Below are 13,169 nucleotides of genomic sequence, written 5' to 3' on the forward strand. Positions count from 1 at the left end.
CCTTTGATCGTGGTGCCGGTGAAAGGACTCGAACCTTCATGGGGTCACCCCCGGCTGATTTTGAGTCAGCTGCGTATACCATTCCGCCACACCGGCAGCAGCGGGCTAGTGTACCCGAGCTCGGCCGGTGTTCATAGAGGTGCGCACGAACGGAGCTGAAATGGCTTGAAATTGTCGGCATCGGCCAGCTGCTGGCTATACTGTGAAGGCTTAACAGGCACGGGAGCGATAGCCTATGTCAGCGTTGCAGGACCTGCGGGTGCTGGTAGTTGAAAACGACGAGATGAGTGCGGCCTTGCTGCAGATGCAGCTGGTGCAGTCCGGCGCTCTGGTCGTTGGCTTGGCCGCGACCGTTGCCGAGGCGCTGCGCCTGCTGGAAGAGGCCGCCCCTGACGTGGCCCTGCTGGATTACCGGTTGGCCCATAACGAAACCAGTGAACCGGTTGCGGCGGCACTGACCGCGCGTGGTGTGCCGTTCGTGCTCGCCACCGGCATGGCCGCTGAACAACTGCCGGTCGCGATGCAGTTGGGTGTGCTGCTGATCAAGCCGTATCTGTCGGCGGAACTGTCCAAGGCCCTGGTTCGCGCTGTCGGGCGTTCCAGCGCCAACGCCTGATCCAACCGCTCAGGCGGCTTCCTCATGGACGTAATGGATGTCCTCGCGATCGTCGAGGATGGCGTACTGCGCCGCCAGATTGTCGGGGTCCGGGTTGAGCCAGGTGTCCAGATGCTCGGCGCGGATCGGTAGTACGCCACGATCATGGCCGGCAGCGGCGACATCGATTGACGGTCCATCGGTGATGGTGGCGAAAGACAGCAGGCGCCCTTCCGGACCCTCCCATTCGGCCCACAGGCAGGCCAGCAACAGGTCGCGCGGTGGATCCGGCCGGAACTCCAGCACGACATCCTGTACCTTCTCGTCATTGTGCAGGGTGCGGCCGGCAATGGCGTGGCGAGGTACGTGCTCGTAGAAAGCCTGTACCACCACCACGCCATGGCGCAGCCCGAAAGCGCCGCGCCAATAGCCTTCCAGGCTGTCCCGCCGCGCATTGTAGGTGCCCGGGTAGAGCACATCGTTGCGGGCGGGCTTGTCCGGCAGCCGGCATTGATAGCGCATGGGCTTGATCACGCGCCGACCATTTTCGCTGACCATCACCGGAGCATAGGTGCCGGGAAAAATACGGTTGTCGCGTGGCAGCAGCTGTTCCCGATGCAGGTCGTCCAGCCGGGCCTGCGCGCGGTCGATGCGGTTGCCGGCAACACGCAGGTCATTGCGTGCCTTCTGCGTGGGCCGGGTGGCCAGGGTCGCATTGGCAATGTCGCGACGTTCAAGCTGCCGCTCCAGCTCGGCCTGCAGCTGCTGCCGCTCCTGTGCATGCCATTGCTGGATCTTCGCCACGATGTCGCGGCCCAGTTCGGTGCGCGCGCCTGCAAATCCGTCGTCCATGGCCTTCGGCGTTTTCGGCCGTTTCTTGCCGGGATCATGCGCATAGAGTTCGGCGAATTCCTCCAGGGAGAGGACGGCGCCGAACTCACGCACCAGCTTGGCGTAGTCGGCGCGGATCAGAGCGGAATAGCACATGGGACTCTGCCGGAAGATGGGTCGCAGCGGCTGCGACGAGGATGCGGCAGGATAGCTCGACCTTCCAGGAGACGTTGCATGAATGATCCAGAGACGATCCAGTTCCGCGAGGCGGTGCCGACGGTCGAAGACTACTGCCAGCTGCGCGCAGTGGCGGGCCTCAGCGCAAAGACCCGTGAGGCGGCGACGCGGGCGTTGCCCAACACCATCTTCGGTGTCTGCGCTTACCAGGGCAGCGAACTGGTAGCGATGGGCCGGATCATCGGCGATGGCGGTTGCCACCTGCAGGTCTGCGATATCGCCGTGTTGCCCCGCCTGCAGGGTCAGGGTCTTGGCAAGGCGGTGATGCAGCGTCTGAGCGACTGGATGCAGGGCAACCTGCCGCCGTCGGCGTATGTGAGTCTGTTGGCCGATGGCGAAGCGCATCGGCTATATGCGCAGTTTGGCTTTGCGCCGACTGCGCCCGCATCGATCGGCATGTATCGCCGGTTCTGAGATGCTGTCACCGCAGAATCGCAGGCAAAGAAAAACCCCGGCCGAAGCCGGGGTTTCAAAGATTGGCGTCCCCACGGGGATTCGAACCCCGGTCGCCACCGTGAAAGGGTGATGTCCTAGGCCTCTAGACGATGGGGACGCACGAAAAACTTCAAGTTGTAGAACTTTCGACGGCCTAATGCCGAAAGTGGTGGAGCCAAGCGGGATCGAACCGCTGACCTCCTGCATGCCATGCAGGCGCTCTCCCAGCTGAGCTATGGCCCCATGAAACTTCGGATTCCTGCTGGGAGCAGGGTCCTCTTTGAAACTGGCGTCCCCACGGGGATTCGAACCCCGGTCGCCACCGTGAAAGGGTGATGTCCTAGGCCTCTAGACGATGGGGACGCACGAAAAACTTCAAGTTGTAGAACTCTCGACGGCCTAATGTCGAAAGTGGTGGAGCCAAGCGGGATCGAACCGCTGACCTCCTGCATGCCATGCAGGCGCTCTCCCAGCTGAGCTATGGCCCCGTGTTACCGAGCCGCCTATCATACCTGCCTGTTCACATTTGTGGAAGCTTTTTTTAAAGCTTTTTCATCGAATCGTTCATTGCCGCAAGGGCAGGGAGCGTTTCGACGCCACAACCTGAATGCCGGTGGGCGGTGAACAAAAAAGACCCGGTTATCGGCCGGGTCCTCGTTGTTCATGATGAGTGGCGTCCCCACGGGGATTCGAACCCCGGTCGCCACCGTGAAAGGGTGATGTCCTAGGCCTCTAGACGATGGGGACGCAGATCTCATCAATGTTCTTTGCGACCTTTCGACGGCCTAATGCCGAAAGTATGGTGGAGCCAAGCGGGATCGAACCGCTGACCTCCTGCATGCCATGCAGGCGCTCTCCCAGCTGAGCTATGGCCCCACGTCGCTGAGGAGCGAAATAATAGCTGTGCCCCCGGGGGTTGGCAAGCGCTTTGTTGCACTTTTCTTCACGCAGTGCGCGCGATGGCGCAGCTGCGTTTTCCGCAGATGGGACAGCACATGCGTTGTCACCGACACCCAGGGTTCAGCGCTCTTCACCGGTCAGCGCGGCCAGGATCGGGCACTGGTCGAGCGTGCCGTGTCCAGGGCAGGCATCGACCAGCTGGGAGAGCGCGCCATGCATGCGCTGCAGCTCCGCCATCCGCAGTTCAATGTCCTGCAGTCGAATCCGTGCGGTGTCACGCACGCTGCCCATGTCCTGCGGAGGATGGTCGCTGAGAGAAAGCAGTTCACCGATCTCGTCGAGACTGAAGCCCAATGCCTTTGCCCGACGGATGAAGCGAAGACGTCGCAGATCCTGCTCACCGAAGATGCGGTAGCCGCCTGCCGAGCGCGCCGCGGTGGGCAGCAGCTGCTGACGTTCGTAGTAGCGGACGGTGTCGATGGGGACGCCAGCCTGGCGTGCCAACTGACCAATGTTCACGGCGGACTCCTTGGGACCTGCCGTGCATAGTCATCCCTTGAGTCTGGTCCAGAGTCAAGGCTTTGTCGGCGTCCCCTATTCAGCACACTTTGCAACTTTCTTCATAGCCCCCGGGGGCAAGCACTTCCTACCCTTCGCCTGAACTGGCCGCTCGACGGCCTGAACCGGAAGAGGAGGTGGGGAGTGGAGGGAATCAGGAGCGAAGGATTCGTCGAGGTTGCGGTGGTTGAATACCCGGGAGGTGACCCGTCGGCTGCGTCGGTGCTTGCCGAAATGGCGCACGTCGCCAATCGCCTGGCTCAACAGCAGCGGCGGCCCTGCAAACGGGTGCTGGTCACCCGCTGGATTGTGCCGGCCAGCAATACCGGGGTGCATCGCATTGCCGGTGCCGAGATGCTGGATGCGGCCATTCCTGCGGTGATCGCTTTGCCGGGTCAGGTCAGTTCCAGCGCCTCGGTGCGTGCCGAGGATGTCCTGCTGGATTGGCTGCGGGCGCACTACGACGGCGGCAGCCTGCTGGCCGCTGCGGGCGATGGGGTCAGTGTGCTGGCGCGGGCCGGGCTGCTGACGGGGCGTACGGTATCCGGCCCTGACCTCAATCGTCATCCGGCGTTGCAGGTGCAGGTCGGCGGCTGGGCGCCCAGTGAACGCGCGCTCGTCGATGATGGCGATCTGCTTACCGTAGGCGGCGCACAGGCGTGGCGCTTCCTTGGCCTGCGGCTGCTTTACCGGCTGCATGGCCAGGGCGTTGCCAGCGCGGTGGCGCAGCAGCTGGGGATCGTGGTGCCGGTGGGGATCCAGCAGGATCTCGAGCGATTCAGTGCCAATTTTGCCCACGGCGACCGTGACGTGCTGAAGGCGCAGCGTTGGCTGCACACCACGGCTGCGCGTGGGGCCACGCTGGGGGCGATCTGTGAGATTTCCGGATTGGAGCCGCGAACCCTGCAGCGCCGCTTCCTGAAAGCGACCGGGTTGCGGCCCATCGAATACTGCCAGCGACTGCGGGTGGCCAAGGCGCAGACGCTGCTGCAGCAGGGCGCCAGCATCGATGAAGTTGCCTGGGGTGTGGGTTACGCGGATCAGAGCGCATTCCGCCGGCTGTTCCTGCGCATCGTCGGCATGACACCCGCCAACTATCGTCGCCACGTAAGCAGCAAGCGCCGCGATCGACCGCTGACGTCTGCCGTGGCCGGCAGCCTGCGTGGACTGAGCGCCTCACCGGGCGCACAACTGGGTCGCAACGCCGCTTGATGAACGACGTTGAATGCGCCGCACTTGCAACGCGGGCACGGCGCTTTGACCATGCGGGTCTGTGCAGGCGAAAGCGGGTGAGCTGATGTCGAGTGTTGGACCGGTGCCGATGCCGGTGGTGTTGATTCTGATCTTCCTGCTGCTGGCGATGGCCATTGCGCGAATCTGGTCGCGTGCTGCGCCTGGTCAGGACCGGCCGCCGGCAGCTGGAATGGTGCTGGACATGCTGCTGGTTGGCCTGCTGTGCGGCCGGTTGTCCTTTGTCGCAGCGCATTTCAGCCTCTATCGTGAAGCACCCTGGAGCGTGCTGCAGATTGCCGATGGTGGGTATCACCTGCCCGTTGTCATTGGCGCTGGATTTGTCTGGGCGCTGTGGCGGCTGCGCAGGCGGCGCCCGTTGCGGGTGCCGGTGCTGGCGGGTGCGCTGGTTGGGGTGTTGTTGTGGGGTGGCGCAAGCCAGGGGCTGGCGTACTGGCAGGCACAGCAGATGCCACTGCCCGCGCTGCAGGTGGTCGACCTGCAGGGTAGGGCGATTGACCTGGAGCACTTTCGTGGCAAGCCACTGGTGCTGAATCTGTGGGCCAGCTGGTGTGGCCCGTGTCGCCGGGAGATGCCGGTACTGGCGACGGCCCAGCAGAAACATGCCGACGTCCAGTTCGTCTTCCTCAACCAGGGCGAGACCCTTGCGGAGGTCCAGACCTTTCTTGCCGCTGAACACATCGCGCTGGGCAATGTGCTGCTGGATGAGGCGTCGGCTGCGTCGTCCACGCTGGACGTCCGGGCTTTTCCTTCCACGCTGTTCTTCGATGCGCAGGGACGATTGCAGGAACTGCATCTCGGCGAACTGACCCAGGCCGGTCTTGAACACAAACTGCGCCGGCTGCGGTAGCCTGCGCTGGCATCTCACTACGGAGTTTCCATGTTGTCGATTTCCCCGCGCATCGCGCATACGCTGATGCTGCCCGCCATGCTGGCGCTGGCTGCCTGCAGCCAGGCACAGACCCCGCCGGGCAAGGATGCTGCTGCACCGGCAACAGCTTCGGCCTCGGCAGCGGCCAAGAAGGGTGAGTTGCCGGCTGTCCTGAAGGGCATCGAGAAGCATGGCTTCGAGGTGGTCTCCGAATTCGACGCCCCGGGTGGCCTGCGCGGTTTTGCCGGCATGGTTGGCGGGCAGCAGCCGGCGGCGGCCTACGTGACCGCCGATGGCAAGCATGTGCTGGTGGGCAGCCTGTTCGACGCCGAAGGCAACGAGGTTGCGGCCGAGACGCTGGAGAAGCTGGTTGCTGCGCCGATGTCGGCCAAGATGTGGAGCAAGCTGGAATCCAGTGCCTGGGTACGCGATGGCAAGGCGGATGCACCGCGTGTGGTGTACACCTTCAGTGATGCCAACTGCCCTTACTGCCACAAGTTCTGGGAGGCGGCACGTCCCTGGGTGGACGCAGGAAAGGTGCAGTTGCGGCACATCATGGTCGGTGTGATCCGTGAGGACAGCCCGGCCAAGGCGGCGGCGATCATGGCCGCACGCGATCCCAGTGCGGCACTGCTGGAGAACGAGCATCAGTTCGACCGTGGTGGCATCAAGCCGCTGCCCAGCATCAGCCGGGAGATCGCAGCCAAACTGGATGCCAACCAGGTGCTGATGGTTGAGATGGGCTTCCAGGGCACGCCTGGCATCCTGTTCCAGGATGCTCAGGGTCAGGTGCAGCGACGTGCCGGCCTTCCGCAGGGCAACGATCTGCAGGCGGTACTCGGTCCGCGCTGAGGCCTCCGTCATGCTGTACTGATCGACAGGCCCGCATGGCAACGTGCGGGCCTGTTGCTTTCTGCGACAATCGCGGCGATGAGGGCTGCGCACCTCATGAACAGATGTCACCTCTGAATCGTGACTGACATCAAGCATTTCGCCTTGATCCCAATCAAGGCCAAAAACGACATTTGAACTAGCCTTGGCGCATGGAATACAGCGTCACTGCGCGATGGATGCCGCATATGTCACGCCCTCGCGCGGGGCAGTGTGCCGTGCCATTCACGACATTCTCACCCAACGCTTGCTACCCAGACCGCTGCGGTCGCCACCCCTTCGGCAGCACTGCCGCAGTGGTAACGGCTGCGGCGCAGCCTGGGCATTCGGGGCAGTGTCATCGCCCTGTTGCCTGCAACGCGCAGGCTGGCGACGGTCGTCCACGCAGTACCTGCATTTCCAGCAACGGCTCGTTGAGGTCGGGGCGGCGCACGCGCGCTGCATGGCCGAACAGCGGGCGTTCCAGTCCGGGGAGGATGCAATGCGCTTGGCGGTACTGAGTCTGGGGTGTCTGACGGCGATGGCAGCGATGCCGTTGCATGCACAGGAGGATGCGCAGGCGTTGCGTCGGGAGATCGACGCGATGCGGCGGACGCTGGAAGGCATGCAGCAGCGGCTTGACCAGCTTGAACGACGTGGGGAGCATGCGGCTGCGGCGGTGCCTCCTTCTGCGGTGCCGTCGGCGGTGCCCGCTGCATCGCAGGCGACCGTGTTGGCGCCAATCACTGGCGTCCTGCACCCCACCCAGGTGCATGGCGTGGCGCCGCCGGTGCTGCCACAGCGTGAATCGGTGGCCGATCCTTCAACGGCAGCCTCGCGTCCAGACAGTGCCGCCGGCCCCACCGATCCCGACCTGAAAGGCTTCTTTGCCATCCCCGGTACCGACACCGTGATCCGTATCGGTGGCTACGCCAAGCTCGATGCGATTGCAGATTCGCGCGGCGCGGGGGACGAGGATCAGTTCATTCCTTCGTCGATGCCGGTGGGCGGCGATCATCGCGACGTCTCCAACTTCAACATCCACGCCAAGCAGACGCGCTTCAGCTTCGAGGCGCGGCGGCCGACGACGCGCGGCAACCTGCGCTTCTATCTGGAGAATGATTTCTTCGGCAGCAGCGATGGCTATGAATTCCGCCTGCGCCATGCCTATGGCCAGCTGGGCAACACCTACGCAGGCTATGGCTATTCCAGCTTCATGGATCCGGACAGCCTGCCCGATACGCTGGATTTTGCTGGCCCCGGTGGCGCCGGCTATCTGCTCGTGGCTGGCATCCATCACAGCTTTGCGCTGGGCAAGGGCAACACCCTGACGCTGGCCGCCGAAGACCCGGACACCGAGCTGGCCGGTGCCAGCGATACGCTGGCGGCAGTCAATCGATTGCCGGATGTGAGTGCCATCGCGCGCATGGAGCGCGACTGGGGCCATCTGCAACTGGGCGTCGTGGCGCGCAATCTGGCCTACGACGGCGATGCCCGTCGTGACCGTGTCTTTGCCGGTGGCGCGCAGCTCAGTGGCTCCGCCTCGGTGGGGGAACGCGATCTGCTGCTGTTCGGCGCGTTGGGCGGCCGTGGCCTGAGCCGCTACACGGCCGACCTCACCGGCTCCGGTCTGGATGCCGTGGTGGGTGCCGATGGGCGCATCGATGCACTGGACCTGCACGGCGGCTTCGTCGGCTACACCCATTACTGGTCGGATCTGTGGCGCTCGAACCTGATCTACGGCCAGCTGACCCTGGAGCGCAATGCAGCGCTGCCGACCGATGCATTCCGGCAAAGCCGCTACGGCGTGTTCAACCTGATCTGGAGTCCGGCACCGACGTGGACAATGGGCATGGAGCTGCTGTACGGCCGTCTGCAGCAGCAGGACGGAGCACGCGGCGACACGGTCCGGGTGCAGGGCAGCCTGCAATACAACTTCATCAAATAGGCGCCAGCGGCAGCACGCCAGCGTAGCCATTCCCCACGCCCGGATTCACCGGGCCCATGCCAGGTACAGGAGATTGTCATGGCAGAAGCAAAGAAAATCGGGGTGGTCGGAGCCACCTTCCTCGTCGCCGGCAACATGATGGGCTCAGGCGTGTTCCTGTTGCCCTCCAGCCTGGCCAAGATTGGTACCGCCTCGATCTGGGGGTGGCTGATCACCACGGCCGGTGCGCTGCTGCTGGCCTTCGTGTTCGCCAAGCTCGGCAAGCTGGCGCCCAAGGCGGGCGGCCCGTACGCGTATGCCCGTGATTGGTTCGGCCCCTACATGGGCTTCCAGACCAACACCATCTACTGGTTTGCCAACTGGATCGGCAACGTCGCCATTCCCATCGCGGCGGTCGGGTACTTCAGTTACTTCTTCCCGATCCTGTCCGAGCCGCTGGTGCGCTGCATCGCGGTGCTGATCCTGGTGTGGGCGTTGAGCTTTGCCAACATGATCGGCCCGGCCTTCGTCAGCCGCGTGCAGACGGTCACCACCAGCTTCGCGCTGGTGCCGATCCTGGGCATCGCCATCTTCGGCTGGTTCTTCTTCGACGCCGACATCTTCAAGGGTGCCTACAACGTATCCGGCGAATCGAACTTCGGTGCGATCTCCAGCGCTGCGGCGCTGACCCTGTGGGCCTTCATCGGCGTTGAATCCGCTTCGGTCACCGCTGGCGTGGTGGAGAACCCGGAAAAGAACGTGGCCCGTGCCACCCTGGCCGGTGTGTTCCTGGCCGCCATCGCCTACATCGCCAGTTCGTCGGTGATCATGGGCATGGTGCCCAACGGCGAACTGCAGACCTCCGATGCACCGTTCGCGCTGGCCGCGGCCAAGGCAGTCGGTGGCTGGGGTGGTGCGCTGGTCAGTCTGTGTGCGTTCATCGGCGCCGCTGGCTCGCTGGGCGGCTGGATCCTGCTGACCGCGCAGAGCGCCAAGGCGGCCTCCGACGATGGCCTGTTCCCGAGCATCTTCAGCAAGACCAACAAGGACGATGTGCCGGTCAAGGGCGTGCTGATCGTGGCGGTGCTGATGACCCTGGCGGTGCTGGTGACCTCCACCTCGAAGACCGCCTCGGCCCAGTTCGATGTGATCACCTCGGCCGCGGTGGTGCTCACCCTGCTGCCCTACATCTATTCCTGCGTGGCCTGCTACTTCGTGGTCGAGCGCTCGCACACCATCATCCACACCGGCGCGTTCTGGACCTTGACCAGCCTGACCGTCGTGTACTGCCTGTGGGCGATCTACGGCTCGTCGGGAACGATCGTTCAGTACGCCTTCCTGTTCGTGCTGTTCATCACCGTGTTCTATCCCTTCTTCAGCGAGGAGCGTCGCCAGCAGCGGCAGCGTTCCCGCGAGGCGGCGGCGATTTCGTCCGGCGCCCAGCGTTCCTGAGTTAGACAAGGAGAAACAACGTGTATTTCAAGTCCCTGGATTATCCGGTCATCGTCATTGACGGCGACTACGATTCACCGCGCATCGGCGGCATTCTCATCCGCGCGCTGGTGGAAGAGCTGCGCAGCGGCGACCAGCGCGTGCTGTGCGGCCTGAACCTGGACGACGCCCGCGCCGGCGCCCGTACCTATGTGGCCGCGTCGGCGGTGCTGATCTCGATCGACGGTAGCGAGGAGGTCGATGGTGAGTTCCAGCGCCTGACCGCCTTCCTGCGCGAGCAGAGCGCGCGCCGCGCCAACCTGCCGGTGTTCCTGTACGGTGAGCGCCGCACCATCGAGAAGGTGCCGAGCAAGCTGCTCAAGTACATCCACGGCTTCATCTTCCTGTTCGAAGACACCAAGAGCTTCATCTCGCGGCAGGTGATGCGTGCGGCCGAAGACTACATGCAGAACCTGCTGCCGCCATTCTTCAAGGCGTTGATCCATCACGCGGCCGAGTCGAATTACTCCTGGCATACGCCGGGCCATGCCGGCGGCGTGGCCTTCACCAAGTCACCGGTCGGGCGCGCCTTCCACCAGTTCTATGGTGAGAACACGCTGCGCAGCGATCTGTCGATCTCGGTGCCGGAGCTGGGCTCGCTGCTTGACCACACCGGCCCGATCAAGGACGCCGAGAACGAGGCGGCCCGCAACTTCGGTGCCGACCATACCTTCTTCGTCACCAACGGTACGTCGACGGCCAACAAGATCGTGTGGCACGGCACCGTGGCCCGCGGCGACGTGGTGTTCGTCGACCGCAACTGCCACAAGTCGCTGCTGCATTCGTTGATCATGACCGGCGCGGTGCCGGTGTATTTCACGCCCAGCCGTAACGCGCACGGCATCATCGGTCCGATCAGCCTGGACCAGTTCACCCCGGAAGCACTGCAGCAGCGCATCGCCGCCAATCCGCTGGCCAGCCAGGCCTACCACGCCGGCTCCAAGCCGCGCATCGCGGTGGTGACCAACTCGACCTACGACGGCCTGTGCTACAACGCCGAGAAGATCGCCGATGAGATCGGCAGCGCGGTCGACTTCCTGCATTTCGATGAAGCCTGGTATGCCTATGCCGCATTCCATCCGTTCTACGAGAACCACTACGGCATGGCCAAGGGCAAGCCGCGCGAGCAGGATGCGATCATCTTCACCACGCATTCGACCCACAAGCTGCTGGCGGCGTTCTCGCAGGCGTCGATGATCCATGTGCGCAACTCGGCCAGCCGCGACCTGGACGCCGAACGCTTCAACGAAGCGTTCATGATGCACACCTCGACCAGCCCGCACTACGGGGTGATCGCCGCGTGCGATGTGGCTTCGAAGATGATGGAGGGCGATGCCGGTCGATCGCTGGTGCAGGAAATGCACGACGAGGCGATTGCCTTCCGCCGGGCGATGCTGCACGTGCGCGACGATCTGGGTCGCGATGACTGGTGGTTCAGTGTATGGCAGCCGACCCAGGTCGAGCGCAGCCTGGACAAGGGGGATACGCCGGCGCCGCTGGTCGCCAAGCGCGAGGAGTGGTACCTGCAGCCCGATGCGCATTGGCATGGGTTCGAAAACCTGGTCGACGACTATGTGCTGATCGATCCGATCAAGGTGACCCTGTTGACCCCGGGTCTGTCGATGGACGGCAGCATGGGCAAGCTGGGCATCCCGGCAGCGGTGCTGAGCAAGTTCCTGTGGGGCCGCGGCATCACCGTGGAGAAGACCAATCTGTACTCGGTGCTGTTCCTGTTCTCGATGGGCATCACCAAGGGCAAGTGGAGCACGCTGGTTACTGAACTGATGGCGTTCAAGGAGCTGTATGACCGCAACGCGCCGCTGAGCCAGGCTTTGCCGTCGCTTGCCGCCGATTACCCTGCTGCGTATGCCGGCTGGGGCCTGCGCGACCTGTGCGACGCATTGCATGCGTTCAACCAGGAATTTGCGGTGGCCAAGGTGATGCGTGAGATGTACGTGGACCTGCCGACACCGGTGATGACCCCGGCTGATGCCTACAACCACCTGGTGAAGGGCGAGATCGAGCGGGTCGACATCGAGCAGATCAGCGGTCGTATCGCTGCGACGATGCTGGTGCCGTACCCGCCGGGCATCCCGACGATCATGCCGGGCGAGCGCTTCGGCGACCGCGACGAGCCGATCATCCAGTCGCTGCGCATCGCCCGCGAGCAGAACGCGCGCTTCCCGGGCTTCGAGTCGGACGTGCATGGCCTTATCATCGAGCGCGATGGCGACGTGCCGTCCTACAAGGTGGAGGTGCTGAAGGCCTGAGCCGGTACGGTCGGCCCTTCGGCGAACGATGGATACCGCGCGTGAGCAACGCATCCTGAAGTTCTCGATCGGGGTCACCGTGGCGGTCAGCGCGGTCGGCTTCATCGGTGGCCTGCTGGTGGGATCGCAGGCCATCCTGTTCGACGGCATCTACAGCCTGGTCGACGTCGCCCTGACCCTGGTGTCGTTGTCGGTGCTGCGGCTGGTGGCGCGGGAACACAGCCCGCGCTTCCAGTATGGCTATTGGCACCTGGAGCCGATGGTCGAGGCGCTGGGTGGGGTGATCCTGTCGTTGGCCTGCGTGTATGCGCTGGCCAACGCAGTCATTGGATTGACCACCGGCGGGCACGAAGTGAAGTTCGGGCCTGCGCTGTGGTGGGCGGCGTTGCTGAGCGCCAGCAACCTGGGCATGGCCGCGTTCGTGGCGCAGCGTGCGCGCAGGTTGCAGTCGGCATTGCTGTGGCTGGATGTGCGCGGCTGGCTGCTGGGTGGGTTGATGAGCCTGGCGGTGGTGCTGGCGTTCGTGTTGGCGCTGGCGCTGCACGGTGGGCAGTGGCACCACTGGGTGCCCTATCTGGATTCGATCGTGCTGGCGTTGATCAGCCTGGCGGTGTTGCCGGTGCCGGCGCGCAGTGCGTGGAAGGCCATGCGGGAAGTGCTGCAGGTGGCACCCGATGACCTGGACGAGCGCGTGCAGCAGGTGATGCAGGCATTCGTGGCCGAGCATGGCTATGCCGGCTTCACCAGCCATGTCGCGAAGATGGGGCGGATGCGGTTCATCGAAATCCACATCCTGACCTCGCCGTCGACGCCGCTGGGCACGGTGGGCGAGGTGGATGCGATGCGCGATGAGATCGCGGTGCGGATGGACGCGCGAAGCAGCACGTTCTGGCTGACGATCGATTTCACTGCGGACCCGGCGTGGACCTGATG

Annotated in this window: 11 protein-coding genes and 7 tRNA genes; 9 read left to right on the plus strand and 9 right to left on the minus strand. The window is 64.0% G+C overall.

From position 1 onward, the window contains the following. Positions 1-10 precede the first annotated feature (10 nt). A tRNA-Leu gene (locus HUT07_RS07505) sits at positions 11-96 on the minus strand. A 139-nt stretch (positions 97-235) separates the two neighbouring features. Here HUT07_RS07505 and HUT07_RS07510 point away from each other — a divergent pair. Beyond that, entirely contained in the window at positions 236-616 is a 381-nt protein-coding gene (locus HUT07_RS07510) for a response regulator (protein ID WP_176020402.1), read from the plus strand. 9 nt (positions 617-625) lie between these two features. Here the strand turns inward: HUT07_RS07510 and HUT07_RS07515 are convergent, their stop codons facing one another. Then, complete coding sequence (locus HUT07_RS07515; RefSeq protein ID WP_176020403.1) at positions 626-1,582, minus strand: SOS response-associated peptidase family protein; 957 nt, start codon at positions 1,580-1,582, stop codon at positions 626-628. 78 nt (positions 1,583-1,660) lie between these two features. Between HUT07_RS07515 and HUT07_RS07520 the strand changes: the two genes are divergently transcribed. Further along, positions 1,661-2,077, plus strand: a complete 417-nt coding sequence (locus HUT07_RS07520; protein WP_176020404.1) for a GNAT family N-acetyltransferase — start codon at positions 1,661-1,663, stop codon at positions 2,075-2,077. A gap of 63 nt (positions 2,078-2,140) precedes the next feature. On the opposite strand, the gene HUT07_RS07525 is transcribed toward HUT07_RS07520, so the two are convergent. The 7 genes from HUT07_RS07525 to HUT07_RS07555 form a co-directional block, all read right to left on the minus strand. Next, a tRNA-Glu gene (locus HUT07_RS07525) sits at positions 2,141-2,216 on the minus strand. Between the two features lie 49 nt (positions 2,217-2,265). Then, a tRNA-Ala gene (locus tag HUT07_RS07530) sits at positions 2,266-2,341 on the minus strand. 44 nt (positions 2,342-2,385) lie between these two features. Further along, a tRNA-Glu gene (locus tag HUT07_RS07535) sits at positions 2,386-2,461 on the minus strand. Positions 2,462-2,510: 49 nt separating this feature from the next. Next, positions 2,511-2,586 (minus strand) — tRNA-Ala (locus tag HUT07_RS07540). Between the two features lie 183 nt (positions 2,587-2,769). After that, positions 2,770-2,845, minus strand: a tRNA-Glu gene (locus tag HUT07_RS07545). 53 nt (positions 2,846-2,898) lie between these two features. After that, positions 2,899-2,974 (minus strand) — tRNA-Ala (locus HUT07_RS07550). A gap of 144 nt (positions 2,975-3,118) precedes the next feature. Continuing rightward, the gene (locus tag HUT07_RS07555) at positions 3,119-3,517 is read right to left on the minus strand and encodes a heavy metal-responsive transcriptional regulator (RefSeq protein ID WP_176020405.1); all 399 of its coding nucleotides are present in this window, start codon (positions 3,515-3,517) and stop codon (positions 3,119-3,121) included. A gap of 183 nt (positions 3,518-3,700) precedes the next feature. On the opposite strand from HUT07_RS07555, the gene HUT07_RS07560 reads away from it, so the two are divergent. The 7 genes from HUT07_RS07560 (at position 3,701) to HUT07_RS07590 (ending at position 13,167) form a co-directional block, all read left to right on the plus strand. Beyond that, a complete protein-coding gene (locus HUT07_RS07560) occupies positions 3,701-4,768 on the plus strand; it encodes a helix-turn-helix domain-containing protein (RefSeq protein WP_176020406.1) in 1,068 nt (355 codons plus the stop codon). 85 nt (positions 4,769-4,853) lie between these two features. Next, a complete protein-coding gene (locus HUT07_RS07565; RefSeq protein WP_176020407.1) occupies positions 4,854-5,657 on the plus strand; it encodes a TlpA disulfide reductase family protein in 804 nt (267 codons plus the stop codon). 30 nt (positions 5,658-5,687) lie between these two features. After that, on the plus strand, positions 5,688-6,530 hold the full coding sequence (gene dsbG / locus HUT07_RS07570) for a thiol:disulfide interchange protein DsbG (RefSeq protein WP_176020408.1): 843 nt from the start codon (positions 5,688-5,690) through the stop codon (positions 6,528-6,530). A gap of 520 nt (positions 6,531-7,050) precedes the next feature. Then, complete coding sequence (locus HUT07_RS07575) at positions 7,051-8,496, plus strand: DcaP family trimeric outer membrane transporter (RefSeq protein WP_176022498.1); 1,446 nt, start codon at positions 7,051-7,053, stop codon at positions 8,494-8,496. Between the two features lie 78 nt (positions 8,497-8,574). Further along, positions 8,575-9,927, plus strand: coding sequence for an arginine/agmatine antiporter (adiC, locus tag HUT07_RS07580; RefSeq protein ID WP_176020409.1), 1,353 nt, complete (start codon positions 8,575-8,577; stop codon positions 9,925-9,927). Between the two features lie 20 nt (positions 9,928-9,947). Next, a complete protein-coding gene (locus HUT07_RS07585) occupies positions 9,948-12,236 on the plus strand; it encodes an Orn/Lys/Arg decarboxylase N-terminal domain-containing protein (RefSeq protein WP_176020410.1) in 2,289 nt (762 codons plus the stop codon). 28 nt (positions 12,237-12,264) lie between these two features. Beyond that, complete coding sequence (locus HUT07_RS07590; RefSeq protein ID WP_176020411.1) at positions 12,265-13,167, plus strand: cation diffusion facilitator family transporter; 903 nt, start codon at positions 12,265-12,267, stop codon at positions 13,165-13,167. Positions 13,168-13,169 lie beyond the last annotated feature (2 nt).

It is taken from the genome of Stenotrophomonas sp. NA06056 (assembly GCF_013364355.1).
Taxonomy (GTDB): Bacteria; Pseudomonadota; Gammaproteobacteria; order Xanthomonadales; family Xanthomonadaceae; genus Stenotrophomonas.

What these genes read in the sequence shown, in the direction of transcription:
- HUT07_RS07510 (WP_176020402.1), top strand. Translation starts at nt 236, where the DNA reads ATGTCAGCGTTGCAGGACCTGCGGGTGCTGGTAGTTGAAAACGACGAG.
- HUT07_RS07515 (WP_176020403.1), bottom strand. Translation starts at nt 1,582, where the DNA reads ATGTGCTATTCCGCTCTGATCCGCGCCGACTACGCCAAGCTGGTGCGT.
- HUT07_RS07520 (WP_176020404.1), top strand. Translation starts at nt 1,661, where the DNA reads ATGAATGATCCAGAGACGATCCAGTTCCGCGAGGCGGTGCCGACGGTC.
- HUT07_RS07565 (WP_176020407.1), top strand. Translation starts at nt 4,854, where the DNA reads ATGTCGAGTGTTGGACCGGTGCCGATGCCGGTGGTGTTGATTCTGATC.
- dsbG (WP_176020408.1), top strand. Translation starts at nt 5,688, where the DNA reads ATGTTGTCGATTTCCCCGCGCATCGCGCATACGCTGATGCTGCCCGCC.
- HUT07_RS07575 (WP_176022498.1), top strand. Translation starts at nt 7,051, where the DNA reads ATGCGCTTGGCGGTACTGAGTCTGGGGTGTCTGACGGCGATGGCAGCG.
- adiC (WP_176020409.1), top strand. Translation starts at nt 8,575, where the DNA reads ATGGCAGAAGCAAAGAAAATCGGGGTGGTCGGAGCCACCTTCCTCGTC.
- HUT07_RS07590 (WP_176020411.1), top strand. Translation starts at nt 12,265, where the DNA reads ATGGATACCGCGCGTGAGCAACGCATCCTGAAGTTCTCGATCGGGGTC.